Source organism: Propionicimonas sp., from assembly GCF_034927565.1.
Taxonomy (GTDB): Bacteria; Actinomycetota; Actinomycetes; order Propionibacteriales; family Propionibacteriaceae; genus Propionicimonas.
In genome coordinates this window covers 56,916-81,317 of the sequence record NZ_JAYFPT010000038.1, presented here as the reverse complement: position 1 = coordinate 81,317, position 24,402 = coordinate 56,916, and the positions used below count along the sequence as shown (strand labels likewise).

Annotated in this window: 23 protein-coding genes; 18 read left to right on the top strand and 5 right to left on the bottom strand. The window is 69.5% G+C overall.

Going from position 1 to position 24,402, the window contains the following annotated elements; translation table 11 throughout:
* The first annotated feature begins 215 nt into the window (after positions 1 to 215).
* From rpsB to VB080_RS07970, 7 genes are all read left to right on the top strand, one after another.
* A complete protein-coding gene (gene rpsB / locus VB080_RS08000; protein WP_323417910.1) occupies positions 216 to 1,241 on the top strand; it encodes a 30S ribosomal protein S2 in 1,026 nt (341 codons plus the stop codon).
* A 38-nt stretch (positions 1,242 to 1,279) separates the two neighbouring features.
* The gene (tsf, locus tag VB080_RS07995) at positions 1,280 to 2,098 is read left to right on the top strand and encodes a translation elongation factor Ts (protein ID WP_323417909.1); all 819 of its coding nucleotides are present in this window, start codon (positions 1,280 to 1,282) and stop codon (positions 2,096 to 2,098) included.
* Between the two features lie 44 nt (positions 2,099 to 2,142).
* Positions 2,143 to 2,856 carry a UMP kinase gene (gene pyrH / locus VB080_RS07990; RefSeq protein ID WP_323417908.1) on the top strand — a complete coding sequence of 238 codons (714 nt, stop codon included), beginning with the start codon at positions 2,143 to 2,145 and terminating at the stop codon, positions 2,854 to 2,856.
* Between the two features lie 69 nt (positions 2,857 to 2,925).
* Entirely contained in the window at positions 2,926 to 3,447 is a 522-nt protein-coding gene (frr, locus tag VB080_RS07985; protein WP_323417915.1) for a ribosome recycling factor, read from the top strand.
* Positions 3,447 to 4,343, top strand: a complete 897-nt coding sequence (locus VB080_RS07980) for a phosphatidate cytidylyltransferase (protein ID WP_323417907.1) — start codon at positions 3,447 to 3,449, stop codon at positions 4,341 to 4,343. The genes frr and VB080_RS07980 overlap by 1 nt, the downstream gene beginning before the upstream one ends.
* A gap of 83 nt (positions 4,344 to 4,426) precedes the next feature.
* Positions 4,427 to 5,557 (top strand): 23S rRNA (adenine(2503)-C(2))-methyltransferase RlmN, encoded by a 1,131-nt coding sequence (gene rlmN / locus VB080_RS07975; RefSeq protein WP_323417914.1) that lies wholly within the window; start codon positions 4,427 to 4,429, stop codon positions 5,555 to 5,557.
* 115 nt (positions 5,558 to 5,672) lie between these two features.
* On the top strand, positions 5,673 to 6,845 hold the full coding sequence (locus VB080_RS07970) for a carbohydrate-binding domain-containing protein (RefSeq protein WP_323417906.1): 1,173 nt from the start codon (positions 5,673 to 5,675) through the stop codon (positions 6,843 to 6,845).
* Positions 6,846 to 6,946: 101 nt separating this feature from the next.
* On the opposite strand, the gene VB080_RS07965 is transcribed toward VB080_RS07970, so the two are convergent.
* Together VB080_RS07965 and VB080_RS07960 are read right to left on the bottom strand one after the other, a co-directional pair.
* Positions 6,947 to 8,065, bottom strand: coding sequence for an LOG family protein (locus VB080_RS07965; RefSeq protein ID WP_323417905.1), 1,119 nt, complete (start codon positions 8,063 to 8,065; stop codon positions 6,947 to 6,949).
* A 145-nt stretch (positions 8,066 to 8,210) separates the two neighbouring features.
* Positions 8,211 to 8,393, bottom strand: a complete 183-nt coding sequence (locus VB080_RS07960) for a YegP family protein (RefSeq protein WP_323417904.1) — start codon at positions 8,391 to 8,393, stop codon at positions 8,211 to 8,213.
* A 157-nt stretch (positions 8,394 to 8,550) separates the two neighbouring features.
* On the opposite strand from VB080_RS07960, the gene dxr reads away from it, so the two are divergent.
* From dxr to VB080_RS07940, 4 genes are all read left to right on the top strand, one after another.
* Positions 8,551 to 9,726, top strand: a complete 1,176-nt coding sequence (dxr, locus tag VB080_RS07955; protein WP_323417903.1) for a 1-deoxy-D-xylulose-5-phosphate reductoisomerase — start codon at positions 8,551 to 8,553, stop codon at positions 9,724 to 9,726.
* Positions 9,714 to 11,006, top strand: a complete 1,293-nt coding sequence (locus VB080_RS07950; RefSeq protein WP_323417902.1) for a M50 family metallopeptidase — start codon at positions 9,714 to 9,716, stop codon at positions 11,004 to 11,006. The genes dxr and VB080_RS07950 overlap by 13 nt, the downstream gene beginning before the upstream one ends.
* A 91-nt stretch (positions 11,007 to 11,097) precedes the next feature.
* Entirely contained in the window at positions 11,098 to 12,246 is a 1,149-nt protein-coding gene (ispG, locus tag VB080_RS07945) for a flavodoxin-dependent (E)-4-hydroxy-3-methylbut-2-enyl-diphosphate synthase (RefSeq protein ID WP_323417913.1), read from the top strand.
* Positions 12,247 to 12,248: 2 nt separating this feature from the next.
* The gene (locus VB080_RS07940; protein WP_323417901.1) at positions 12,249 to 13,079 is read left to right on the top strand and encodes a GNAT family N-acetyltransferase; all 831 of its coding nucleotides are present in this window, start codon (positions 12,249 to 12,251) and stop codon (positions 13,077 to 13,079) included.
* 9 nt (positions 13,080 to 13,088) lie between these two features.
* Here VB080_RS07940 and VB080_RS07935 read toward each other — a convergent pair whose 3' ends face one another.
* The gene (locus tag VB080_RS07935; RefSeq protein WP_323417900.1) at positions 13,089 to 13,883 is read right to left on the bottom strand and encodes a siderophore-interacting protein; all 795 of its coding nucleotides are present in this window, start codon (positions 13,881 to 13,883) and stop codon (positions 13,089 to 13,091) included.
* Positions 13,884 to 13,974: 91 nt separating this feature from the next.
* Here VB080_RS07935 and VB080_RS07930 point away from each other — a divergent pair, with 91 nt between their 5' ends.
* The 3 genes from VB080_RS07930 to nusA all read left to right on the top strand — a co-directional run bounded on the left by VB080_RS07930 (position 13,975) and on the right by nusA (position 17,296).
* Entirely contained in the window at positions 13,975 to 15,753 is a 1,779-nt protein-coding gene (locus VB080_RS07930) for a proline--tRNA ligase (protein ID WP_323417899.1), read from the top strand.
* A gap of 93 nt (positions 15,754 to 15,846) precedes the next feature.
* A complete protein-coding gene (gene rimP, locus VB080_RS07925) occupies positions 15,847 to 16,326 on the top strand; it encodes a ribosome maturation factor RimP (RefSeq protein WP_323417898.1) in 480 nt (159 codons plus the stop codon).
* A 1-nt stretch (position 16,327) separates the two neighbouring features.
* Positions 16,328 to 17,296: a transcription termination factor NusA gene (gene nusA / locus VB080_RS07920; protein WP_323417897.1), complete on the top strand. Its 969-nt coding sequence runs from the start codon at positions 16,328 to 16,330 to the stop codon at positions 17,294 to 17,296.
* A 7-nt stretch (positions 17,297 to 17,303) separates the two neighbouring features.
* On the opposite strand, the gene VB080_RS07915 is transcribed toward nusA, so the two are convergent.
* Together VB080_RS07915 and VB080_RS07910 are read right to left on the bottom strand one after the other, a co-directional pair.
* Positions 17,304 to 18,722: an ElyC/SanA/YdcF family protein gene (locus VB080_RS07915; protein WP_323417896.1), complete on the bottom strand. Its 1,419-nt coding sequence runs from the start codon at positions 18,720 to 18,722 to the stop codon at positions 17,304 to 17,306.
* Positions 18,723 to 18,964: 242 nt separating this feature from the next.
* Positions 18,965 to 19,585 (bottom strand): hypothetical protein, encoded by a 621-nt coding sequence (locus VB080_RS07910; RefSeq protein WP_323417895.1) that lies wholly within the window; start codon positions 19,583 to 19,585, stop codon positions 18,965 to 18,967.
* Between the two features lie 131 nt (positions 19,586 to 19,716).
* On the opposite strand from VB080_RS07910, the gene VB080_RS07905 reads away from it, so the two are divergent.
* The 4 genes from VB080_RS07905 to truB all read left to right on the top strand — a co-directional run bounded on the left by VB080_RS07905 (position 19,717) and on the right by truB (position 24,299).
* The gene (locus VB080_RS07905; RefSeq protein ID WP_323417894.1) at positions 19,717 to 19,962 is read left to right on the top strand and encodes a YlxR family protein; all 246 of its coding nucleotides are present in this window, start codon (positions 19,717 to 19,719) and stop codon (positions 19,960 to 19,962) included.
* A gap of 185 nt (positions 19,963 to 20,147) precedes the next feature.
* The gene (gene infB / locus VB080_RS07900) at positions 20,148 to 22,955 is read left to right on the top strand and encodes a translation initiation factor IF-2 (RefSeq protein WP_323417893.1); all 2,808 of its coding nucleotides are present in this window, start codon (positions 20,148 to 20,150) and stop codon (positions 22,953 to 22,955) included.
* A complete protein-coding gene (gene rbfA / locus VB080_RS07895; protein WP_323417892.1) occupies positions 22,952 to 23,401 on the top strand; it encodes a 30S ribosome-binding factor RbfA in 450 nt (149 codons plus the stop codon). Before infB ends, rbfA begins: the two co-directional genes overlap by 4 nt.
* A complete protein-coding gene (gene truB, locus VB080_RS07890) occupies positions 23,370 to 24,299 on the top strand; it encodes a tRNA pseudouridine(55) synthase TruB (RefSeq protein WP_416339618.1) in 930 nt (309 codons plus the stop codon). Before rbfA ends, truB begins: the two co-directional genes overlap by 32 nt.
* The last annotated feature ends 103 nt before the right edge of the window (positions 24,300 to 24,402 follow it).

The following is a 24,402-nucleotide window of genomic DNA, read 5'->3' as shown; positions in this document are numbered from 1 at the left end:
GCGATTTCCTGCTTGGGCGCCGTCCGTCCTAGAATCTGACCAGCGACTCGGCAGATCCGGGTCGACTTCGCATGCAGTCCTACCGCCGGCAGGCGGGTCGAAGGCCGTGGTCCCCCAGGGGTGGTCAGTAGGCGACTGCGTCAGGGGGTCCGAAGAGCTCGGGCCCAGCAACCCAAGCGGGTTGGCAGGCGCCACCCGTGCAGAAAGGAACGGCCATGGCCGTCGTCACCACGCGTCAGCTGCTCGACAGCGGTGTCCACTTCGGGCACCAGACCCGCCGCTGGAATCCGAAGATGAAGAAGTTCATCTTCGCTGAGCGCAACGGCATCTACATCATCGACCTGCAGCAGTCGCTGAGCTACATCGACGCCGCCTACACCTTCGTCAAGGAGACCGTGGCCAAGGGCGGCCAGGTGCTCTTCATCGGCACCAAGAAGCAGGCCCAGGAGGCCATTGCCGACCAGGCCACCCGGGTCGGGATGCCGTACGTGAACGAGCGCTGGCTGGGCGGCATGCTCACCAACTTCGGCACCATCTCCAAGCGGATCGCGAAGATGAAGGAGCTCGAGGGGCTCAACTTCGACGACGTCGCCGCTTCCGGGCTGACCAAGAAGGAACTCCTGCAGCAGAAGCGCAAGAAGGAAAAGCTGGCCAAGACCCTGGGCGGCATCCGCGACATGGGCAAGCTGCCGAACGCCATCTGGGTGGTTGACACCAAGAAGGAGCACCTCGCCATCGACGAGGCCCGCAAGCTCCATATCCCGATCATCGGCATCCTGGACACCAACTGCGACCCCGACGAGGTCGACTACGCCATCCCGGGCAACGACGACGCGATCCGCTCGGTGGCGCTGCTCACCCGCGTTGTGGCCGACGCCGTGGCCGAGGGCCTGCTGGCCCGCTCGGCCGGTGCGGTGAGCGGTGAAGAGGCCGAGCCGATGCCCGACTGGGAGCGCGAACTGCTGGGCGCTCAGGAGGCTCCGGCAGCCGAGGCCGCCGAGGCCGAGGTTGAGGCCACGCTGGCCGCAGAGGTCGACGCCGAGATCGAGACCGCCGTCGAGGCTGTCGAGGAGCCGGCCGCCGAAGAGCCCGCTGCCGAGCCGGTCGCCGAAGCGCCTGCCGCCGAGCCGGTCGCCGAGGCCACCGAGGAGCCGGCCGTCGAGGCTGCTCCCGCTGAGGCTGTTGCCGAGGAGCCGGCTGTCGAGGCTGCTCCCGAGGCCGAGCCGACCTCCGAGAAGTAATCACTCCACGAACCACACGACAGGACGACACCACAGACATGGCAACGATTACCGCCGCTGATGTGAAGAAGCTCCGCGACGCCACCGGCGCCGGGATGATGGACGCCAAGAAGGCGCTCACCGAGGCCGACGGCGACTTCGAGGCTGCCGTGGAGATCCTGCGGGTCTCCGGCCAGGCGAAGATGGCCAAGCGGGCCGACCGCGACGCCAGCAACGGCCTGGTCGCCGCCGCGGGCAACACGGTCATCCAGTTGGCCGCCGAGACCGACTTCGTCGCGAAGAACGCTGAGTTCATGGCCCTGGCCGACGAGATCGCCCAGGCCGTGGACGCTGCCGGCGCCGACGGCGTGGAGGCAGCTTCCGCGGTCGCGCTCCCGTCCGGGAAGACCGTCGCCGAGGCGGTCTCCGAGCTCGCCGCGAAGATCGGTGAGAAGCTGGAACTGGCGAACGCGGCCAGCTTCGGCGGACCGGTCGACATCTACCTGCACAAGCGCTCGGCAGACCTGCCGCCGCAGGTCGGGGTGATGATCGAGTACACCGGCGAGCCGGACGCAGCCTTCATCCGCGGTATCGCTCACCAGATCGCTGCCATGTCCCCGCAGTGGGTCACCCGCGACGAGGTGCCCGCCGATGTGCTGGAGAAGGAACGCCACGTCGCCGAGCTCACCGCACGCGAGGAGGGCAAGCCCGAGGCGATCATCGGCCGGATCGTCGACGGCCGGCTGAACGGCTTCTTCAAGGAGGTCGTCCTCACCGAGCAGCCCAGCGTGACCGAGGACAAGCTGTCGGTCGGACAGCTGCTGGATTCCAAGGGTGTCACGGTGAGGCGGTTCGTCCGGTTCGCCGCCGGCGCCTGATCGACCCAGCCCACCGGAGTACACCGCCCGCGAAGGAGAACCGCGTGACCAGCCCCTACCGCCGAGTCCTGCTGAAGCTGTCCGGAGAGGCGTTCGGGGGCGGTGCGATCGGCGTCGACCCTGATGTGGTCTCGTCGGTCGCAGCCCAGATCGCGGCCGTGGTGAACAGCGGAGTGGAGGTTGCCATCGTCACCGGCGGTGGCAACTTCTTCCGCGGCGCCGAACTCCAGAACCGGGGAATGGACCGGGCGCGCGCCGACTACATGGGCATGCTCGGCACAGTGATGAACTGCCTGGCCCTGCAGGACTTCTGCGAACAGGCGGGGGTGCCCACCCGGGTGCAGACTGCGATCGCAATGGGCCAGGTCGCCGAGCCGTACATTCCGCTGCGGGCCATCCGGCACCTGGAGAAGGGCCGGGTGGTGATCTTCGGTGCCGGCTCGGGAATGCCGTTCTTCTCCACCGACACGGTCGCTGCCCAGCGCGCGCTGGAGATCGACGCCGACGTGCTGCTGATGGCCAAGCAGGGCACCGACGGGGTCTACGACTCCGACCCCAGGACCAACCCCGATGCCCGCAAGTTCGACGAACTCACCTATGACGAGTTCCTCGCCCGCGACCTGAAGGTAGCCGACGCGACCGCGGTCAGCCTCGCCCGGGAGCACAAGCTTCCGATGGTCTTCTTCGACCTGGGCGTGGAAGGAAACATCGCACGGGTTGTCGCAGGTGAGAAGATCGGTACAACCCTGCACGCATAGCTGAGTGCAGGCAGGCAGAAGGGACGAGGATCCGTGCTCGCAGACATCATCAAGGATGCCGACCACAAGATGGACGGCGCCGTCGCGCATGCCCGTGAGGAGTTCGCGGCGATTCGCACCGGGCGGGCACACCCCGCCATGTTCAACAAGCTCGTAGTCGACTACTACGGTTCGCCGACCCCACTCCAGCAACTGGCCACCTTCCAGGTACCAGAGGCACGGACCGTGCTGATCAGTCCCTTCGACCGCAACGCGATGGCAGGCATCGAGAAAGCCATCCGTGACTCCGACCTGGGCGTGAATCCCGCCAATGACGGTGCGGTGATCCGGCTGGTGATGCCACAACTCACCGAAGAACGGCGCAAGGAGTACATCAAGCTGGCCCGTCACAAGGCCGAGGAGGCGCGGATCGCGATCCGCAACGGACGCCGGCACGCCAACGACGGGGTCCAGAAGCTGCTCAAGGACAAGGAGATCAGCGAGGACGACGCCCGCGGCGCCGAGAAGCAGCTGGACAGCGTCACCAAGCGTCACATCGAGGCCGTCGACGAGCTGCTGAAGGCCAAGGAATCCGAGTTGCTGGAGGTCTGATGGCCTCGACCCCGGGGGATTCGCCAACGCCCACCCCGCTCGACCCGGTGCGCAAGGGGTCGAGCGGCGGTCGCGACCTGCCCGCGGCCATCGCCGTGGGCATCGCGTTGATCGCGATCATCGTGGTCACGCTTCGCTGGTCGCACCCCGGGTTCATCGCGTTCATGGTGGTGATGCTCGTCCTCGGCGCGATCGAGGTGAACAACGCGCTGCGGCTGATCGGGATGGAGTCGGCGATAGCCCCGATCGTGGTCGGCACGGTGGTGATCATCGGCGGTACCTACGCGGCCGCCGTCTTCCAGCCGGTCACCACCATCCCGTGGCACTCGGTGCTGCTGGGCGGTCTGGCCGGCACCATCATGTTCGCCCTGATCTGGCGGATGCCCGGTGGCGCCGACGGCTACATCAAGGACGCAGCCGCCAGTCTGTTCATCATCAGCTACCTGCCGCTGCTCGGCTCCTTCGTCGGCCTGCTGCTGGCCAGTCCGCACGGTGCGGCCAAGGTGGTCACCCTCGCGCTGTGTGTTGCCGGCAGCGACACCGGCGGGTACGCGGTGGGTGCCACCCTCGGTCGGCACAAGATGGCACCCAACATCAGCCCGAAGAAGACCTGGGAGGGGCTGGCCGGCTCGGTGGTGGTCGGCTCGGCGGTGGCCGTGGCGATGGCGGTGTTCGTGCTGGACGAGTCCTGGTGGTTCGGGCTGGTGCTCGGCCTGGCCTGCGTCCTGTTCGGCACTGCCGGCGATCTCATCGAGTCCCTGATCAAGCGGGACGTGGGGATCAAGGACATGTCCTCCTTCCTGCCCGGGCACGGCGGTGTGATGGACCGGATGGACTCGATCCTGGTCGCCGCCCCCGCCGTCTGGGTGGTCTTCACCCTGCTGGGAACCACATGAGCGAGGGGCTCACCCCGCAGGAGGAGTCGGCCTACGCCGATCTGGTCGCCCACGCCGAACGCGGCCGCACCGTGCCGCTGCGGATGGCCGCGCCCCGGCGCGGCAAGCCACCCCGGCACTGGATCGACCTGACCGACGCCGAGCGCACCGATGCTGTCGCCGATCTCGGCATGGCGAGGTTTCGCCGTGGCCAGCTCGACCGGCACCTGTTCGACCATTTGTCGACCGAGTCGGCGGAGTGGACCGACATCTCCCGCGGCGACCGGGAGGTGCTGGCGGAGAACTTCGTCCCGCCCCTGCTCACCCGGGTGCGTGACCAGCAGGCCGATGCCGGCACCACGGTGAAGACCTTGTGGCGGCTGTTCGACGGCTCCCTGGTGGAGTCGGTGCTGATGCGCTACGGGGTTCCGGGGTTGCGTGCCTCGGGCCGGGGACGTGAACGCGCCACGGTGTGCATCTCGTCCCAGGCCGGCTGCGGCATGGCCTGCCCGTTCTGCGCGACCGGCCAGGGCGGTCTGCAGCGCAACCTGAGCACCGCTGAGATCCTGCTGCAGGTGGTGGACGCCGCCCGCCGGCTGCGCGACGGCGAGATCCCGGGCGGATCCGGCCGGGTGAACAACATCGTCTTCATGGGCATGGGCGAGCCGATGGCCAACTATGCCGCCGTGCTGGCCGCCACCCGCGCGATCACCTCGCCGTCCCCGCGCGGGCTGGGCATCTCGGCCCGCGGGGTGACGATCTCCACCGTCGGACTGGTGCCCAGGATCCAGAAGCTGGCCACCGAGGGCCTGCCGGTGACGCTCGCGGTCAGCCTGCACGCCCCGGACGACGAACTGCGCGACGAACTCTGCCCGATCAACACCCGCTGGAAGGTCGCCGAGGTGGTGGACGCCGCCCACGGCTACTTCGCCGCCACCGGCCGCCGGGTGTCGATCGAGTACGCCCTGATCCGCGACGTCAACGACCAGGCCTGGCGGGCCGACGCCCTGGCCGATGTGCTCAGGCGCGACGGGCACGGGTGGGTACACGTCAACCTGATCCCGCTCAACCCCACCCCGGGTTCGAAGTGGACGGCCTCCCGCCGTGCCGACGAGCAGGAGTTCGTCCGGCGGCTGGAGGCCAGGGGCGTCCAGGTCACCGTTCGCGACACCCGTGGCCGGGAGATCGACGGGGCCTGCGGCCAGCTGGCCGCGGTCGATCGCGCCTCGTCCTAGCGGAGCGCCTCCCCGGCACTCATCCGCGCGGCACAAGATCCGCACAGGATTCGCACAGACCTGCTTGCTTGACTCCTTCCATCCAGACGAACAGCCCCCACGGGAAGGAAGACAGATGAAACTCCTCACCACCCTCGCTGCCGCGGCACTTGCTGCGGTGCTGCCGTTGGCGGGCTGCGCAGCAACCAGCACCGCCTCGAGCCAGGCCTCCTCGGCCACTTCGACCGTCGCGGCAACTGCCACAGCCAGCACGACCGACACGACCACCACGTCGACAACGGCCGCGTCCGTCGTCGACGTGGACTGGAGCAGTCTGCCGACCACGAACGTGACACTGACCGACGAGGGCCTGGCCATCACCGAGGCCGGAACCTACGTCCTCACCGGTAGCTCCACCGGGCAGGTGACGGTGGACACCGACGGCAACGTCCGGATCATCCTGGACGATGCGACCATCAACAGCAGCGTCGGTGCGGCGATCCAGGTCGACAATGCCGAGTCGGTCGTCCTGGAGTTGGCCGACGGCACCACCAACACCGTGTCGGACGCGGCAACCCGCAGCGATGAGGAGATCGACGGTGCGATCTACTCCGCCGACGACCTGGTCATCACCGGCAACGGCACGCTGAACGTCACGGCCACCTTCGCCGACGGCATCGTCGGCAAGGACGACCTGTGGATCGAGTCGGGCACGATCAACGTGACCAGCGCCGACGACGGCATCCGCGGCACGGACTCGCTCACGATCGATGGCGGCACGATCACCATCAATGCCACCGGAGACGGCATGAAGTCCAGCAACGACAGCGATCTGGGCAAGGGGGTGCTCACCATCAACGGCGGGACCATCACGATCACCACCGGCGATGACGCGATCAAGGCCGAGCAGTTGCTCACCATCAACGGCGGCACGATCGACGTGGTCCAGTCGGTGGAGAGCATCGAGGCGCCGGTCATCGTGATCAACGACGGCGACATCACGATCAACGCCTCCGACGACGGCATCAACGCCTCGGCCTCGGACATCATCACTGATGGCCTGAGCATCACCATCAACGGCGGCAACCTCAGCATCACGATGGCTTCCGGCGATACCGACGCGATCGATTCCAATGGCGACCTGACCATCACCGGCGGCACGATCGACATCACCGCCCAGTCGCCCTTCGACTACGACGGCACGGGCAGCCTCACCGGCGGCACCATCACCGTCAACGGCCAGCAGGTCACCGAGTTGTCGAACCAGATGATGGGCGGCCAGATGGGAGGTGGACCCGGCGGACGGTGACCCCGCCGCACCAGGAGGTCCCCGGCGCGAGTCTCGTGCCGGGGACCTCCTGCTCGTCGGTCGGTAGCCGGCTGCGAACCCGGCCGCCGCGCCGGTGGGAACTACTGCAGCACGGCCAGTGCCTCGTCGACCGTCTCGCACAGGAAGACGTGACCGGCCATCGCGCGGCCCCGTGCCAGGGCATCGACCAGTGGCCAGGCGGGCAGGGTGTGCCGCCAGTGGTCGGTCCCGACCAGCACCAGCGGCGGGATCACCTCACGTTCGGCGTAGTAGCGCGGGGTGAGTGCCTGGAAGATCTCCTGGACGGTGCCAGCGGCGCCCGGCAGGCAGATCAGCCCGGCGGTGGCCAGTCTCAGCAGGATGTCCTCGCGCAGCGCGTTGGAGAAGAACTTCGCCACCGCGGTGGCGAAGGCATTGGCCGGTTCGTGGCCGTAGAACCAGGTCGGCACGCCGATGCTGGGCCCGCCCAGCGGCCAGCGCTGCCGCACCTCGAAGGACGCGCGCGCCCAGCCGTCGGTGTCCTCGCCGAAACCGGGATGGGCGGCCAGGACGGCGATCGCCTCGTCCAGGTCGGCGGCCGAGCCAGCGAAGGCGGCGCCGAGGTTGACCGCCTCCATCGCTCCCGGCCCGCCGCCGGTCAGCACCGTGTGGCCGCGCCCGGCCAGCGCCCGGCCGAGGACGGCAGCGGCGCGGTAGTCGGACCCGTCCCGGGAGGTGCGGTGGCCGCCCATCACCCCGACCGGGGACGGCAGGTCCAGGTCGGCCAGGGCGTCGCTGATCGCGTGGTCGTGCAGCGTCATGGCCAACTCGCTGGCCAGGCTGCGATGGCGTCCGATGTGCCGCCACCAGCGGTAGACCCGGGCGTCCAGGGTTCGGTCGTAGCCGGCGGCGAGCCCGTGATAGAGCTCGTCGGGACGGTAGAGCGCCGCCCGGTAGGGATCGAAGGGCAGGTCAGGCAGCCGCGGGAAGAAGAGCGCCCCGGCAGCCTGCAACCGGTACTGGATCTCGGGTTCGAGGATGCAGCCGAGGAAGACCGCGTTGCGGACCTCGGCCGCCAGCAGGGCAGTGGTCTCGCCGCGCAGGTCGACCGCCTGGATGGAGCAGTCGGCGAGACTGCCGGTGGCGCGGAGGTGGGCACGCAGCTCGTCCAGCGACTCCAGCTCGCCGTCCTGTGCGAGTCGGGACGGGTGCCGCTCGGGCCGGTGCCCGGAGGTACTCACCGGTCGATCTCGGCGTTGCAGGCCAGGACCAGGCGGTCCGGTACGGTAGCGGGCAGGTCTGCGAGATCGTCGTCGAGGTCCGGCATGCGCCCAGCGTACGGGCCGGCCGGAGCGTACGCTGCCGACCGGCCCGAAGCCCTTCAGGCTACTTCTCGACCTCGACGACGGGAGCGTCGGGGGCGTTGTTCTTGACAGACTCAATGCCCTTGATCGCGTTGGTCTTGGACGCGTAGCCCTGGCTGGAGGCGATCACCTGGCCGTTGCCCGCCAGGAGGTTCCATCGGTACTCGCCGCCCTTGTCGACCCACAGCTCGAACTTGCCCGCCATTGCGGTTCCTTCCACTTTCACTCCACGGGAGCACCCCTGCCCCCGGTGGCGCGATCGCGCCAGCACTCACGCTAGGGGCTGGGAGGCTGTGGGGGAAGAAGCAGCGCCCGTCCCGGACGGCGTGGAGTGCTCGGCGGCGACGAATACACTGGCCGACGTGCGCGATGTGGTGATCCTCGGAAGTACCGGGTCGATTGGTACCCAGGCGATCGAGGTCATCGACGCCCGGCCCGGGCAGTTCGGCGTGGTCGGGCTGTCCGCCGGTGGGTCCTCGGTGGAGCTGCTGGCAGACCAGGTGCGCAGACTTCGTCCCCGGATCGTCGCGGTGACCGACCCGAAGGCCGCCGCCGCACTGCGCGAACAGGTGAGCGGCGTCGAGGTGTGGGACGGTCCGGACGCCTCCACCCGGCTGGCCGGCATCAAGGCCGACGTGGTGCTCAACGCCATCACCGGCGCGGCCGGGCTGGAGCCCACCCTGGCAACACTGGCGGCCGGAACCACCCTGGCGCTGGCCAACAAGGAGTCGCTGGTGATCGGTGGTCGGCTGGTGACCCGCGCGGCGGCCCCGGGACAGATCGTGGCGGTCGACTCCGAGCACTCGGCCTTCGCCCAGGCATTGCGGGCCGGTCGCGCCGACGAGGTGCGCCGGCTGATCCTCACCGCCTCCGGTGGTCCGTTCCGTGGCCGTTCCCGGGCCGACCTCGCCGGGGTCACCCCCGAGCAGGCGATGGCCCATCCGACCTGGGCGATGGGCCGGGTGATCACGATCAACTCCGCCACCCTGGTCAACAAGGGCCTTGAACTGCTGGAGGCCGGGCTGCTCTACGACGTCCCGCTGGAGGCGATCCAGGTGGTCGTGCACCCGCAGTCGGTGGTCCACTCGATGGTGGAGTTCTGCGACGGCTCGACGATCGCGCAGTGCTCGCCGCCGGATATGAAGCTGCCGATCGCACTCGGCCTGGCCTGGCCCGACCGGGTGCCGGATGCGGCCGCCGCCTGCGACTGGACGAAGGCCGCAGCCTGGACCTTCGAGCCGCTGGACGACCAGGCCTTCCCGGCCGTTGAGCTGGCCCGCCGGGTCGGCCTGGCGGGCGGCGTGGCGCCAGCGGTCTACAACGCCGCCAACGAGGTCTGCGTGGACGCCTTCTGCGCTGGCCGGCTGGGCTTCCCCGGCATCGTTGACGTCGTGACCTGGTGCGTCGACCAGTTGCTCGGCCCCGACGGGCCGGAGTTCGGGGAGTTGTCGGTGGCCGGGGTGCTGGCCGCCGACGCCTGGGCCAGAACCGTCGCCGCCGACCGGATCGCCGAACAGGAGCAGACATGGAGCTTGTGACCACGATCGTGTTCGGCGTGTTGTTCTTCGCGCTGATCATGGTTTCGGTGGCGCTGCACGAGGTCGGGCACATGGTGCCAGCCAAGAAGTTCGGGGTGCGGGTGCCGCAGTACATGGTCGGCTTCGGCCCCCGGATCTGGTCCACCACCCGCGGCGACACCGAGTACGGGCTGAAGTGGTTCCCGCTGGGCGGCTACGTCCGGCTGCTGGGGATGTACCCGCCGGGCTCGAAGCGGGACGGCAAGGCCTCCCGGCTGGCCGAGTTCGCCGACTCCGCCCGGGCCTACGAGTGGGAGACCATCACCCCTGACGACGTGGTGGGCGGACGGCTGTTCTACCAGAAGAAGACCTGGCAGAAGCTGATCATCATGTTCGGCGGCCCGTTGATGAACATCCTGATCGCCTTCGGCCTGTTCTGGGCGATCACCGGGCTCTACGGCGTCTACCGTCCGCAGACCACCATCGCCCAGGTGCAGCAGTGTGTCATCCCCGCCGATGCCAACCGCTCCACCTGCGAGCCGGGCGATCCGCCCACCCCGGCGGCCCAGGCCGGCTTCACGGTGGGCGACAAGGTGCTCACCTTCAACGGGACGCAGATCACCTCCTACGACCAGCTCAGCGGGCTGATCCGGGCCAACCTGGACGGCGAGGCGCGGATCAGTGTCGAGCGCGCTGGCTCGGTGGTCGCGTTGACCCCGGTGCACACCATCGTCACCGGGGTGCGGGACAACTGGGACCCGGGCAAGGTGATCCCGGCCGGCTGGCTGGGGGTGGCCCCCGAGCAGGTGCTCACCACCGGCGGTCCGTTGGTCGTGCTGGACGACATGTGGACGATGACAGTGCAGAGCGCGACCGCGCTGGTGCAGTTCCCGGTGAAGGTGTGGAATGTCGTGGTCGACCTGGTCACCGGCCAGCCACGCGACATCTACGGCCCGCTGTCCATCCTGGGCGCCAGCCAGGTCGCCGGCGAGGTGGTCACCACACCCGACCTGCCCTGGCAGGCCAAGGTGGTGACCTTCGCCTCGTTACTGGGGTCGATCAACCTCTTCCTGGCGGTCTTCAACCTGGTTCCGCTGCCCCCGCTGGACGGCGGGCACATGCTCGGTGCGGTGTGGGAAGGGCTGCGCCGCCGGTTCGCACAGCTGGTCCGGCGTCCCGATCCGGGCCCCTTCGACACCGCGAAGCTGCTGCCGGTGGCCTATGTGGTCGGCGGCCTGCTGATGCTCAGTGGAGCGGTGCTGATCCTGGCTGACATCATCAGCCCGATGCAGCTGTTCTGATCTCTCCCCGGTCTGCTGACAGGACTGTCGCGCAGCGAGTTGGCGGTCGGTGAGTAGGCTGGCTGGCGGATCACAGATGAATGAGGAGTACATGGCCATCAACCTCGGTATGCCCGCCCCGCCGCCGCCCGTCCTGGCCCCGCGCAGGCCGACCCGGCAGATCCGGGTGGGCAAGGTGCTGGTCGGCGGGGGAGCCCCGATCTCGGTGCAGTCGATGACCACCACCAAGACCACCGACATCAACGGAACCCTGCAGCAGATCGCCGAACTCACCGCGACCGGGTGCGACATCGTCCGGGTAGCCGTCCCCAGCCAGGACGACGCCGACGTGCTGCACATCATCGCCAAGAAGTCGCAGATCCCGGTGATCGCCGACATCCACTTCCAGCCCCGGTATGTGTTCGCCGCGATCGATGCCGGCTGTGCGGCCGTCCGGGTGAACCCGGGCAATATCCGTGCTTTCGACGATCAGGTGAAGCAGATCGCCCAGGCGGCCACCGACGCCGGGGTGTCCATCCGGATCGGCGTGAACGCCGGCTCGCTGGACAAGCGGCTGTTGGAGAAGTACGGCGCCCCGACCGCGGAGGCGCTGGTCGAGTCGGCGTTGTGGGAGGCGAGCCTGTTCGAGGAGCACGACTTCCGCGACTTCAAGATCTCGGTCAAACACCACGACCCGGTGGTCATGGTCCGGGCCTACGAGATGCTCTCCCAAGCCTGCGACTACCCGCTGCATCTGGGTGTCACCGAGGCCGGGCCGGCCTTCCAGGGCACGATCAAGAGTTCGGTGGCCTTCGGTGCGCTGCTGGCCAAGGGAATCGGCGACACCATCCGGGTCTCGCTGTCCGCCCCGCCCGCCGAGGAGGTCAAGGTGGGCATCAAGATCCTGGAGTCGCTCAACCTGCGTCCGCGGCACCTTGAGATCGTCTCCTGCCCGTCCTGCGGCCGCGCCCAGGTGGACGTCTACACCCTGGCCGAGCAGGTCACCGCCGGGCTGGAGGGCATGCAGGTGCCGCTGCGGGTGGCGGTGATGGGATGCGTGGTGAACGGCCCGGGCGAAGCCCGCGAGGCCGACCTCGGGGTCGCCTCCGGCAACGGCAAGGGACAGATCTTCGTCCGGGGCGAGGTGATCAAGACGGTCCCCGAGGAGGAGATCGTGCAGACCCTGATCGTGGAGGCCAACCGGCTGGCCGCCGAGTTGCCGGCGGGGGAGTCCGGCCCCGTCCGGGTCAGCGTGGGGTGAGGGTGGACGCCCGGATCCTCACCGTCGCGGATCTGCCGGCGGTCAGGGAACTGGTGGCCGCCGATCCGGTCGGCAATGTCTTCGTCGGTTCCCGGGTGGAGGCGGGCGTGCTCAACGCGACCTCGCCCGGCATGCTGTGGGGCTGGCCGGCCGATCGTCCCCGGGCGTTGCTGCACATCGGGGCGAACATGGTGCCGGTGGCCGACAGTCTGGACGCGATCCCGGCCTTCGTCGAGGCCGCCGGGCGGCGGCGCAGTTGCCAGTCGATCGTCGGGCCGAGTTGGTTGGCCTGGCCGCTGTGGCAGGCGCTCGGTGAGCGATGGGGCAGGCCGTACGAGGTGGTGCGGGAGGCACGTCCGCATCAGCCGGTGATGGCGATGTCGACCCCACCGCAGGGCCCGACCGACTCACGGGTCCGGCCGATCACCCGGGCCGACTTCCCGTCCTATCTGGAGGCGTCGGTCGCGATGTACACCGAGGAGGTCGGTAGCGACCCGATGGCCACCGGTTCCGGCGGCAGCTACCGCAGCTACTGCAACTGGCTGGTCGACACGGGCCGCGCCTTCGGCATCGTCGAGTCGGGGCGGGTGATCTTCAAGACCGATGTCGGCGCCGCCGCCGGCCCGGTCGCCCAGATCCAGGGGGTGTGGCTGGCCCCCGAACTCCGCGGCCAGGGGCTGGCCGCCCCGGCGGTCGCGGCGGTCACCGAATACGTGCTGGCCGACTACCGCACCGCCTCGCTCTATGTGAACGACTTCAACACCCGCGCCATCCGGGCCTACGAGCGGGTGGGCTATGTCACGATCGGCGAGTTCAGCACCATCTTGTACTGAGGACGAGGGCTACTCGGCCTGGCCACGCTTCCAGTAGCCCTTCACCACCGCCCGGTCGAGATCGACCCCGCGGGCGGTGAGGAAGCTGCGGGCGGGCGCCACCACGGATTGCTCGGCGGCGATGAAGGCGAAGCCGTCCCCGGAGCGGGCCGGCACCGCGGCCAGGGCGGCGAGCAGGACAGCGGGATCGGCCGGCGGGGAGCCGGCCGGAGAATGCAGCCAGCTGACGGTGAGGTCTCCCGGGCTGGCGAGTTCCTGCTCGTCGGCCGGGTCGTCGCAGACCAGCAGCACATCGACCGGGGTGCCCGGTGCGACCGTGGCGAGGTGTCGGCGGATCGCGGGCAGCGCGGTCAGGTCGCCGGCCAGCAGCCACCACTGCGGGGCGCCGGCCATCACCAGCGAGCCCCGCGGCCCGCCGAGGTACACCTCGTCACCCACCCGGGCAGCCTGGGCCCAGCGGCTGGCCACGCCCTCGCCGTGCAGCACGAAGTCGAGGGTGAGGGACCGCTCGCCGTCCCAGCCGACCGGGGTGTACTCCCGGCTCTGCAACCCGGCCGGCATACCGTCGGTGGTCGCTTCGGGGAGCGGCTCGCCGGGGGCGGGGAAGAAGATCCGCAGGTGGTCGTCGGCGGCCAGCGAGGTGAACCCCGCGAGGTCCGGGCCGGTGAAACCGATCCGGCGGTAGGACGGGGTGAGGTCAGTCACCGAGCTGACCGCCACCCGGCGGCGGCGCAGTTCCAGCGGGGTGCGGGACAGGGTGAAAGTAGTGGTGGCTGGCATCCGGACTGTCGTCCCCTTCGTCATGAGGTAAGGCTTACCTTAACCTGATGAACCAGGCCGACCCCGGGGCGGGCGCGATTCGGGCGTTGTCGATGCCGCTCGCTACGCTGTGCCGGTGATCACCCGATTGTCGTCCTACTTCGTTCGCACCCTGCGCGAGGATCCCGCCGACGCCGAGCTGCCCAGCCACAAGCTGCTGGTCCGGGCCGGCTACATCCGGCGGGTCGCTCCCGGCATCTACTCCTGGCTGCCGCTGGGGTTGCGGGTGCTCGCCAAGGTGGAGCAGATCGTCCGCGAGGAGATGGATGCGATCGGCGCCCAGGAGGTGCGCTTCCCGGCGCTGTTGCCGCGGGAGCCCTATGAGGCGACCGGCCGCTGGACCGAGTACGGCCCGAACCTGTTCCGGCTGCAGGACCGCAAGCAGGCCGACTACCTGCTGGGTCCCACCCACGAGGAGATGTTCACCCTGATGGTGAAGGACCTGTACTCCTCGTACAAGGATCTGCCGCTGGCGCTGTACCAGATCCAGACCAAGTATCGCGACGAGGCCCGGCCGAGGGCCGGTCTGCTGCGTGGCCGGGAGTTCGTGATGAAGGACTCCTACTCCTTCGATATCGACGACGCGGGCCTGGAGGCCGCCTACGCCCGGCATCGCGGTGCCTATATCCGGATCTTCGACCGGCTCGGGCTGGAGTACGTGATCGTGCAGGCGACCTCCGGCGCGATGGGCGGATCGGCCTCGGAGGAGTTCCTGGCAGTCTCGCCCAACGGCGAGGACACCTTCGTTCGCTCGCCCGGCGGCTATGCAGCCAACGTGGAGGCAGTGGTGCGCCCCCTGGCGGAGCCGGTGGACGCGTCCGACGTCCCTGCCGCGCACGTCGAGGACACCCCCGACAGCCCGACCATCGAGAGCCTGGTCGCCCTGAGCAACCAGCGCTTCCCGCGTCCGGACCGGCCGTGGCAGGCTTCGGACACGCTGAAGAACGTGATCTTCATGCTGTGCTACCCGGACGGCACCCGACGTCCGCTGGCGATCGGCCTGCCCGGCGACCGCGACGTGGACCTCAAGCGGCTCGAGGCTGCGGTCGCACCGGCCGAGGTCGAACCTTTCGGCGACGCCGACTTCGAGGCCTATCCGGCGCTGGTCAAGGGCTACATCGGCCCGGCTGCCCTGGGCCTGGGCGAGGCTGCGGGCGGCGAGTCTCCGGCTGGCCAGGTGAGGTACCTGACCGATCCGGCAGTGGTGGCAGGCACCCGGTGGATCACCGGCGCCAACCAGCCGGGCCACCACGTCTACGACCTGGTCTGCGGTCGCGACTTCAGCTCCGACGGGGTGCTGGACGTCGCCGAACTCCGCGACGGCGACCCCTCGCCGGACGGTTCCGGCCCGCTCAGCCTGGCCCGCGGCATCGAGATGGGCCACATCTTCCAGCTCGGCCGCAAGTACGCCGAGGCGCTGGGGCTGAAGGTACTCGACGTGAACGGCAAGCTGGTCACCGTCACCATGGGCTCCTACGGCGTCGGAGTCTCGCGCGCGGTGGCGGCGGTGGCCGAATCCACCCACGACGAGTTGGGCCTGGCCTGGCCGCGCCAGCTGGCCCCGTTCGACGTCCAGATCGTCGCCACCGGCAAGGACGAGGCGGTGTTCAGCGCCGCCGAGGAACTCGCCGGGCAGCTCAGCGCCGCCGGTATCGACGTGCTGCTGGATGACCGCAAAGCCTCGCCGGGGGTGAAGTTCGCCGACGCCGAACTGCTGGGCATGCCCACCACGGTCGTGGTCGGACGGGGGCTGGTCGACGGCCTGGTGGAGGTGCGTGACCGGGCCAGCGGTGAACGTGCCGACGTCCCGGTGGCGCAGGCCGCAGCCTTCGTCACCGCCGTCGTCCGGGGCTGACCGCGCCTAGAGCGCCCGGCACTGGGCCGGACCTGGCCGGCTGGGTAAGCTGGCGCCACAACAACACCGCACAATCGGAGAAGGACCCACACCATGAAGACCACAGACCTCGACCGGCTGGCCGCGCCGATCGTCGCCGCCCTCGGGCTGGAGATCGACCGGGTGGAGGTGCTCGCGGCCGGACGTCGCAGCGTGGTGCGGTTCTTCCTCGACGGTGACGGCCCCGAGGGCCTCGGGCCGTCGCTGGACGAGATCTCCGAGGCCACCCGGGCGATCTCGACCGCGCTGGACGAGTCCCCGGTCACCGGCGATGCGCCCTATCTGCTGGAGGTCTCCTCCCGCGGCGTCGACCGCCCGCTCACCCAGGCGAAGCACTACCGCCGCAACCGTGGCCGGCTGGTGCACCTGGTCGGCGACGCCCTGGACACCACCGGCAGGATCGTCGGCGTCGACGTCGACCAGGTGGTTGTCGAGGTGGGCGGCGCGGAGCAGCGGATCCCGTTCGCCGGCATTGCCCAGGCGGTGGTGCAGGTCGAGTTCAACCGGCCGTTCGCGGCCGACGAGGAGGACTGAGATGGATATCGACCTGCAGGCGCTCAAGCAACTGGAGCGTGACAAGGAGATCCGGATGGATGTCCTGCTGCGCGCCCTGGAGGACGCGCTGCTGAACGCCTATGCCAAGACCCCCGGCGCGATCGACGGCGCCCGGGTGCTGATCGACTCCAAGACCGGCAAGGTCTCGGTGCTGGCCCCCGAACTGGACGAGGACGGGGAGAAGATCGGCGAGTTCGACGACACCCCCGAGGGCTTCGGACGGGTGGCCGCCGCGACCGCGCGGCAGGTCATCTTCCAGCGGCTGCGGGAGGCCGAGGACGAGCAGAAGTACGGGCACTTCTCCGCTGTCGAGGGCGACATCCTGACCGGTGTCGTGCAGCAGGACCGGGACTCGCGCACCGTCCGGGTCGATCTGGGGGCGATCGAGGCGATCATGCCGCAGGCCGAACAGGTGCCGGGGGAGGACTACTCCCATGGCAAGCGGCTGCGGGTCTATGTGGTGAGCGTGCGGCGCGATCTGCGTGGCCCGCAGGTGGTGGTCTCGCGTACCCACCCCGGCCTGGTGGCCAAGCTGTTCAAGTTGGAGGTGCCCGAGATCGAGCAGGGCGTGGTGGAGATCAAGGCGATCGCCCGGGAGGCCGGGCACCGCAGCAAGATCGCGGTGGTGAGCCACTCCGCCGACGTCTCCGCCAAGGGAGCCTGTATCGGGCCGATGGGGCAGCGGGTGCGCGCGGTGATGCACGAGCTGAACGAGGAGAAGATCGACATCATCGACTATTCCGACGATCCCGCCGAGTTCGTCGCCCAGGCGTTGTCCCCGGCCAAGGTCACCGCGGTGACTGTGACCGACGCCACCGCCAAGGCCGCTCGGGTGATCGTCCCGGACTACCAGCTCTCGCTGGCGATCGGCCGGGAGGGTCAGAATGCCCGGCTGGCCGCGCGCCTGACCGGCTGGCGGATCGACATCCGGCCCGACACCGCGGTCTAGCCGCCGGTTAGGTCGCGACCTTCACTGTCACCGTCTTGCTAGCGGCAGTGAGCTTGCTGGTACCGCTGTACTTCAGGGTGAGCTTGTGGCTGCCGATCTTGGTGATCGTCGGGTAGGTGAACGACACCGTGCCCTTCTTCGCCTTGGTCAGGGATACGGTCTTCAGCTTCTTGCCGTCCAGGTAGAACTTCACGGTGCCGGTCGGGACCACCTTGCTGGCACCGGTGGTGATCGTGGCCTTGAGCACCACCCGGGTCTTCGACCGCTTCGGCTTGGTGGTCGACGGCTTCAGGGTGACCTTGCTGGTGGCCTTGGTGACCTTGTAGGAGAAGCTGGCGGTCTTCGTCACGCCACCCTCGGTGTAGCTGACTGTCGCCTTGGCCTTGCCGACCTTGGAGGTGCTGAACCCGGTCACCTTCGCCTTGCTGGTGACCACCCGGTTGGTGGCGCTGTTGCTGTAACGCGCGGTGACGACCATGCCGGAGGTGCTCGGCTTGGCGCCGAGCTGGTAGCTCAGCTTCTTCGGCGAGGTGAGCGACAGCGAGCTGAGGGCCACCGTCGCCGGCGGCTTCGCGGCGACCAGTTTCGGCGGATTGGCAAGCACTTTCTTGTACTCGGTGCTCACCCCGAACAGACTGGCCACCTCCCCGGCGGTGTAGGCCACCGACGAGGCTGACAGCGGCACCTTGCCGGCCACCATGTCCGGGTAGGCCAGGTTGGAGACCGGCTTGATCGCCCACCGCTTGCCCTTCTTCTCCTCGATCTGGATGGTGGCAGCCCGGAACAGCACGCTGGAGCGGCGCATGTGCCCGGCATCGGTGATCAGGGTGTAGCTGGTGTACTGCGTCAGGCCGGACAGTATCGCCATCGTGTTCTTGGCGTTGTTGATCGTGTTGGAGGACTTGTCCTCGGTCAGGATCCGTGAACTCGCCACGCCGTGGTCGATCAACCAGGTTCTCATGACGGCGGCCTCGGTGTTGCCCTGCTTCGGCTTGCCGCCGGTGACCACCACCTTCGACGCGGGGTAGGCGGCGAGTGCCTTGACAGCCAGCTTCAGGCGGCGTTCGAGGGTGGTCGTCATCGTGCCGGACGAACTCAGCGCGGATCCCAGGACGACGAAGACGTGGCCCTTGGTGGGCAGCCCGCTCGGGACGGCGTTGTTCATCGCCATCGCCTTGTTGATGCTGCCCCAGGTGGTGAGGAATTCCTTCCACAGCGTGCCCGACCAGTCCGAACTCGCGGAGATCGAGGCCAGCGCGAGATCACGCTGAGCGGTGTTGCTGACCGACTGGAAGTAGATCGCCTGAGCCTTGGACTCGGCCAGGGAGGTCGACGAGGCGGCCTGGGCCTGGCCGGGGCCGGCGAACGCCAGCAGAACGGCGAGGGTGACTGCGACGGTGCCACGCGCAGTGCTGATCCACTTCATGAGCAATCCTCCGGGTCGGACATGGATAGCCGACAGCGGTGTGGCACGCACCCCCCGAGCGACCGGCACCTGACCTGCCGACGCGCGGTTGGCGCGGCAGGACTGTGGCCTTCCCTGCCCGGCAGTGTGGCACTACTGGCCGCCCCCGGTCTCCTCTACTTGAGGGTTTGCCGCCGGGCAGGTTGAGGGTTGGCGGGGAGCCGGAGGCCCATGGATGCTCGGGCGATCAGCGCCGTCGCCGGTCAGGCAGAGGTGGTGGGCTGAGGGCTGGGAGCGTCCGCGGCACCGCTTGGAGCAGCCTGGCCGCCGGGCCCACCCATCGTCGGCAGATTCGCCTGGACGATGGTGAGTACCTGGCTCTCGTCCACCCCCAGTGCCGTGGCGATCGAACTGGCCAGTTGTTCGGCGAGTTGACTGTTTCCGCCAGGACCACCCTGGCCACCCTCACCGCCGGAGGCACCGGGGCCGGCGTCCCCCTGGGCCGGCTCGCCGGAGGGGGCCGCGGGTGCGCCGGAGGCTTGGCTGTCGGGTGCCGCGGGCCCGCCGGAGGCCTGGCCGTCGGGGGGCTGGCCGCCGCTGGGCGGTTCGCCCGGCTGGCTCGACAGAGCGGCGACCGCGTCATCGACGGCGGTCTGCACCGTCGTCTGGTCAAGATTAAGACCTTCTGCCAGGGCTGCTACCAGGGCGCTGGTGTCGAAGCCACCCTGACCGGTCTGACCGGTCTGGCCGTCCGGTCCGGTGGTCTGGCTGGTCTGGGGACTGTCAGCGGCATTGGTGGTGGTCGCGGCGCAGCCGGCGGTGACACCCGCTATCACCAGGGCGGCGCTGGCAACGGCAGCAGCGGTACGGCGTCGGATCTTCATGGTTGGGACTCCTCTGGGTTGATGGCGTCCCCAGTGCAGCCGACCGGATTGGCAACCGGGTGGGCAAAGCCTGTACGCCGGCTGTGGATCGGTGGCATCGGGCCGGGGGTGCGGCCGGGTAGGGTGGCCCGATGGCCCAGGTGATCCGGATGTGCGCCGGCTGCCGGCAGCGTGCGGCCCGCGAGGAGCTGGTCCGGCTGGTCTGGAGCGACGGCGCGGTGGTGGTCGATGAGCGGTGCCGGCTGCCGGGGCGCGGGGTGTACCTGCACCCGGGCTGCGTCGCGGCGGTGCTGCGCAACCGTGGGGTGGGACGGGGGCTGCGACGCGAGGTGGACGCCCGGCAACTCCGCGACCTGCTGGACCGGCTGGCGGGCTGAACCGGGCGGGCTGGCCGCCGATTCAGCCGATCCGCGCAGACGCGATACACTGTCAGGCGCGCGTCCGCCGCCGTGGCGGATCAACCAGAAGGTGGGCTAACGCTCATGACCACTCGATGAGTATCTCGAAATGAGCAAGAACAACTAGCTGGTCCAGCGCGGCTGCGCGGACCTGAAGGAGAGTAGTGGCCAAGGTCCGCGTCTACGAGCTCGCCAAGGAGCTCGGGGTCGACAGCAAGGTGTTGCTGAAGACCATCAACGACATGGGTGAGTTCGTACGGTCGGCGTCGTCGACCATTGAGGCGCCTGTCGAGCGCCGCATCAAGGAGAAGTTCGCAACGGCGGCAGAGCCTGCCCCGGCTGCCGAGCCGAAGGCGGCACCCAAGCCTGCCGCCAGGACGGCGAAGCCGGCCGCACCCACGCCCGCGCCGGCAACCGAGCCGAAGCCGGCGCCGGCTGCACCGCAGCCAAAGGCCGCACCAGCGGCCACCCCCACCCCGACTCCTGCTGCCCCTGCGGCTCCCGCCGCGCCGGCGACGCCGACCCCGCGGCCGGCCGCCGGTCCCCGGCCCGGCGCGCCGGCCACCCGTCCCGGTGCCGTCCCGGGCCCGCGTCCCGGGGTTCCCGGGCCGCGTCCCAGCGCAGCCGGTGCCTCGGGGGCTCCCGGCTCCCGGCGCCCCGGTGCACCGCGGCCGGGCAACAACCCGTTCGCCTCCAGCCAGGGCATGGGTGTGCGTCGCCCGCGTCCGGAAGGCGCCTCGGCACAGGGGCGGACCGGCGAGCGCGGCGATCGTCCGGGCGCACCGCGTCCCGGTGGTGACCGGATGCCGCGTCCGGGTGGTACCGGCGGTCTGCCGGGTATGCCGCGTCCGAATCCGGCCATGATGCCGCAGCGATCCGCCGGTCTCGGCGGCGCCGGGGCCCGGTCCGGCGCCCGGCCGGGTGCTCCCGGCGCGGGTCGTGGCCGTCCCGGTGGCGGCCCCGGCCGTGGTGGTGTCGGTGGTCCGCCGAATGCCGGTGGTCCGGTTGGCGGCGGCCGCGGCGGCCGTGGTGGCCGCGCGGGCTCGGGAACCCAGGGTGCCTTCGGTCGCGCCGGTGGTCCGAGCCGCCGCGGGCGCAAGTCGAAGAAGCAGCGTCGCCAAGAGTTCGATCAGATGGAGGCGCCGCTGATCGGCGGTGTGCGCGTCCGTCAGGGCGATGGCCAGACCGTCCGGTTGCGGCGCGGCGCCTCGCTGACCGATCTCGCTGAGAAGATCGGCGTCGAGCCGGCCTCCCTGGTGCAGGTGTTGTTCAACCTCGGCGAGATGGTGAACGCCACCCAGTCGGTGGCCGACGACACCCTGCAGGTGCTGGGCGCCGAGTTGAACTACAACATCGAGATGATCTCGCCCGAGGACGAGGATCGCGAGCTGCTGGAGAGCTTCGACATCGAGTTCGGTGAGGACGCCGGTGGCGAGGAGGATCTCGAGCCCCGCCCGCCGGTGGTCACGGTCATGGGTCACGTCGACCACGGCAAGACCAAGCTGCTGGACGCGCTGCGCCACTCCAACGTGGTGGCCAGCGAGGCCGGTGGCATCACCCAGGCGATCGGTGCCTACCAGGTCGCCACCGAGGTGGACGGCAAGCCGCGCAAGATCACCTTCATCGACACCCCGGGCCATGAGGCGTTCACCGCCATGCGTGCCCGTGGTGCGAAGTCGACCGACATCGCCGTGCTGGTGGTGGCTGCCGATGACGGTGTGATGCCGCAGACGATCGAGGCACTGAACCACGCCAAGGCGGCCGATGTGCCGATCGTGGTGGCGGTGAACAAGGTCGACAAGGAGGCTGCTGACCCGGTCAAGGTGCGCGGCCAGCTCACCGAGTACGGCCTGATTCCCGAGGAGTACGGCGGCGACACCATGTTCGTCGACGTCTCGGCGGTCACCAAACAGGGTCTGGACGAGCTGCTGGAGGCGATCGTGCTGACCGCCGACGCCGCTCTGGACCTGCGCGCCAATCCGGACATGGACGCCCAGGGCGTCGCGATCGAGGCTCACCTCGACCGCGGCCGTGGCCCGGTGGCCACCGTCCTGGTACACCGCGGCACGCTGCACACCGGTGACTCGATCGTCGCCGGCTCGGCTCATGGTCGGGTCCGTGCGCTGATCAACGACCGTGGTGAGACCGTCGATGAGGCGCCGCCGTCCATGCCGGTGCAGGTGCTGGGCCTGACCTCGGTGCCGGGCGCGGGCGACAACTTCCTGGTCGTCGAGGATGACCGGATGGCCCGCCAGATCGCCGAGCAGCGGGAGGCCCGCCAGCGGGCGGCACTGCTGGCCCGGACCGCCAAGCGCCGCACCCTGGAATCCCTCTTCGAAGAGATGACCAAGGGCGAGGTGCAGGAGCTGCGGCTCATTCTCAAGGGCGACTCGGCTGGTTCGGTGGAGGCCCTGGAGGACTCGCTGCTGCAGATCGATGTCGGCGACGAGGTGTCGCTACGGGTCATCGACCGTGGTGTCGGTGCGATTACCGAGACCAACGTCTCGCTGGCGGCTGCCTCCGACGCGATCATCATCGGCTACAACGTCCGTGCCCAGGGCAAGGCCACCCAGATGGCCGATGCCGCCGGTGTCGACATCCGTTACTACTCGGTGATCTACGCCGCGATCGACGAGGTCGAGGCAGCGCTGAAGGGGATGCTCAAGCCGATCTACACCGAGCAGGTCCGTGGCCAGGCCGAGATCCGCGAGATCTTCCGGTCCTCCAAGTTCGGCACGATCGCCGGCTGTATGGTCATCGACGGCTCGATCCGCCGCAACGCCCAGTCCCGGGTGCTGCGGGACGGGGTGGTGGTCAACACCTCGACCATCGCCTCGCTGCGGCGGGAGAAGGACGACGTCACCGAGGTCCGCGAGGGCTACGAGTGCGGTATGACGGTGGCCAACTTCTCCGACATCAAGATCGGCGACATCATCGAGACCTTCGAGATGGTGGAGAAGCCGCGGTCATGAGCAGTCCGTACCGCGCCAAGGTGGCCGAGCAGATCAAGGTCGTGCTGGCCGAGATGCTGGAGCGGCGGATCAAGGATCCGCGGCTGGGTTTCGTGACCCTGACCGATGTCCGGCTGACCGGCGACGGACGGGAGGCGACGGTGTTCTACACCGTGCTCGGCGACGCCGACAGCCGGGCCGACACCGCCGCCGCACTGGCCTCGGCCACCGGGCTGTTGCGCTCCACGGTCGGCAAGCAGCTGGGCATGAAGTTCACCCCGACGCTCAGCTTCGTGCTCGACGGGGTCGAGGAGGAGGCCGCCCAGATCGAGGAGGCGCTCGCCCGGGCCCGGGCACTGGATGCCGAGGTCGCCGCCCGGGCTGCCGGCGCCTCCTACGCCGGCGAGGCGGACCCGTACCGCCGCGAGGCGGAGGATGACGCCGACCAGGACGGCCGGATTGACTGACGGCCTGCTGGTCGTCGACAAGCCGGCTGGCTGGACCTCACACCAGGTCGTCGGCAGGCTGCGGCGCATCCTCGGCACCCGCAAGGTGGGGCACGCCGGTACCCTCGACCCGATGGCGACCGGCGTGCTGCTGGTCGGGGTGGGCCGGGCCACCCGGCTGCTCGGCCACCTCGCGCTGACCGACAAGAGCTACGCCGCCACCATCCGGCTCGGGCAGGCGACCGTCACCGACGACGCCGAGGGCGACCTGATCGAGGCGCGCGGTGCGGCGGGGGTGAGCGTCGACCAAGTCTCGGCTGCGGTCGACGGCTACCGTGGCAGGATCACCCAGGTGCCCTCGGCGGTCTCGGCGATCAAGATCGACGGCGTGCGCTCCTACGCCCGGGTGCGGGCCGGTGAGGACGTGCAGCTCGCGGGCCGTGAGGTCACAGTCTCCCGCTTCGAGCTGATCAGGACACGGTGGGCGGAGGTGGGAGACGAGGGATACCCCCTCGACGTCCTCGATGTCGACGTCGAGATCGACTGCTCGTCCGGCACCTACATCAGGGCGCTGGCGCGCGACCTGGGCCGTGATCTCGGCACCGGCGGGCATCTGACCCGGCTGCGCCGCACCCGGGTCGGTCCCTTCACCTTGTCGGAGCCCCACCTGTCGCCCCATGGCCTCGACGCGGAACCGGGAGCGGAGGTTCCGCTGCTCGGGCTGGCCGAGGTCGCCAGGCGCTGTTTCCCGGTGGTCGAGGTGGACGGTGCCGGAGCCACCGATGTCCGCCACGGCCGGGCCCTCGCGGTGCCGGTCCCCGCCGATCCCACTGCTGTCATGGCAGGGGAGGAGTTCCTGGCCCTCTACCGTCCTGCCGGTGCCCGCTCCGTCCCCGTGGCAGTCTTCACCACCGGCTGAGCCCCCAGACACCGATGCCGCGCCCGTCCGGCACCTGGGGGGCGCTCCAGGTCGGGGGAGGCTGAGGGTTTTGCTATCGTTCATCGGGGCTCGGAAAGGGTGG

Coding starts and splice junctions, on each gene's coding strand:
- VB080_RS07935 (WP_323417900.1), bottom strand. CDS start 13,883: ATGACGAAGGGGACGACAGTCCGGATGCCAGCCACCACTACTTTCACC.
- ispG (WP_323417913.1), top strand. CDS start 11,098: ATGGCCATCAACCTCGGTATGCCCGCCCCGCCGCCGCCCGTCCTGGCC.
- VB080_RS07960 (WP_323417904.1), bottom strand. CDS start 8,393: ATGGCGGGCAAGTTCGAGCTGTGGGTCGACAAGGGCGGCGAGTACCGA.
- frr (WP_323417915.1), top strand. CDS start 2,926: ATGGACGGCGCCGTCGCGCATGCCCGTGAGGAGTTCGCGGCGATTCGC.
- rbfA (WP_323417892.1), top strand. CDS start 22,952: ATGAGCAGTCCGTACCGCGCCAAGGTGGCCGAGCAGATCAAGGTCGTG.
- VB080_RS07970 (WP_323417906.1), top strand. CDS start 5,673: ATGAAACTCCTCACCACCCTCGCTGCCGCGGCACTTGCTGCGGTGCTG.
- VB080_RS07950 (WP_323417902.1), top strand. CDS start 9,714: ATGGAGCTTGTGACCACGATCGTGTTCGGCGTGTTGTTCTTCGCGCTG.
- tsf (WP_323417909.1), top strand. CDS start 1,280: ATGGCAACGATTACCGCCGCTGATGTGAAGAAGCTCCGCGACGCCACC.
- rlmN (WP_323417914.1), top strand. CDS start 4,427: ATGGCCGCGCCCCGGCGCGGCAAGCCACCCCGGCACTGGATCGACCTG.
- rimP (WP_323417898.1), top strand. CDS start 15,847: ATGAAGACCACAGACCTCGACCGGCTGGCCGCGCCGATCGTCGCCGCC.
- VB080_RS07905 (WP_323417894.1), top strand. CDS start 19,717: ATGGCCCAGGTGATCCGGATGTGCGCCGGCTGCCGGCAGCGTGCGGCC.
- VB080_RS07910 (WP_323417895.1), bottom strand. CDS start 19,585: ATGAAGATCCGACGCCGTACCGCTGCTGCCGTTGCCAGCGCCGCCCTG.
- VB080_RS07980 (WP_323417907.1), top strand. CDS start 3,447: ATGGCCTCGACCCCGGGGGATTCGCCAACGCCCACCCCGCTCGACCCG.
- nusA (WP_323417897.1), top strand. CDS start 16,328: ATGGATATCGACCTGCAGGCGCTCAAGCAACTGGAGCGTGACAAGGAG.
- rpsB (WP_323417910.1), top strand. CDS start 216: ATGGCCGTCGTCACCACGCGTCAGCTGCTCGACAGCGGTGTCCACTTC.
- VB080_RS07915 (WP_323417896.1), bottom strand. CDS start 18,722: ATGAAGTGGATCAGCACTGCGCGTGGCACCGTCGCAGTCACCCTCGCC.
- truB (WP_416339618.1), top strand. CDS start 23,370: ATGACGCCGACCAGGACGGCCGGATTGACTGACGGCCTGCTGGTCGTC.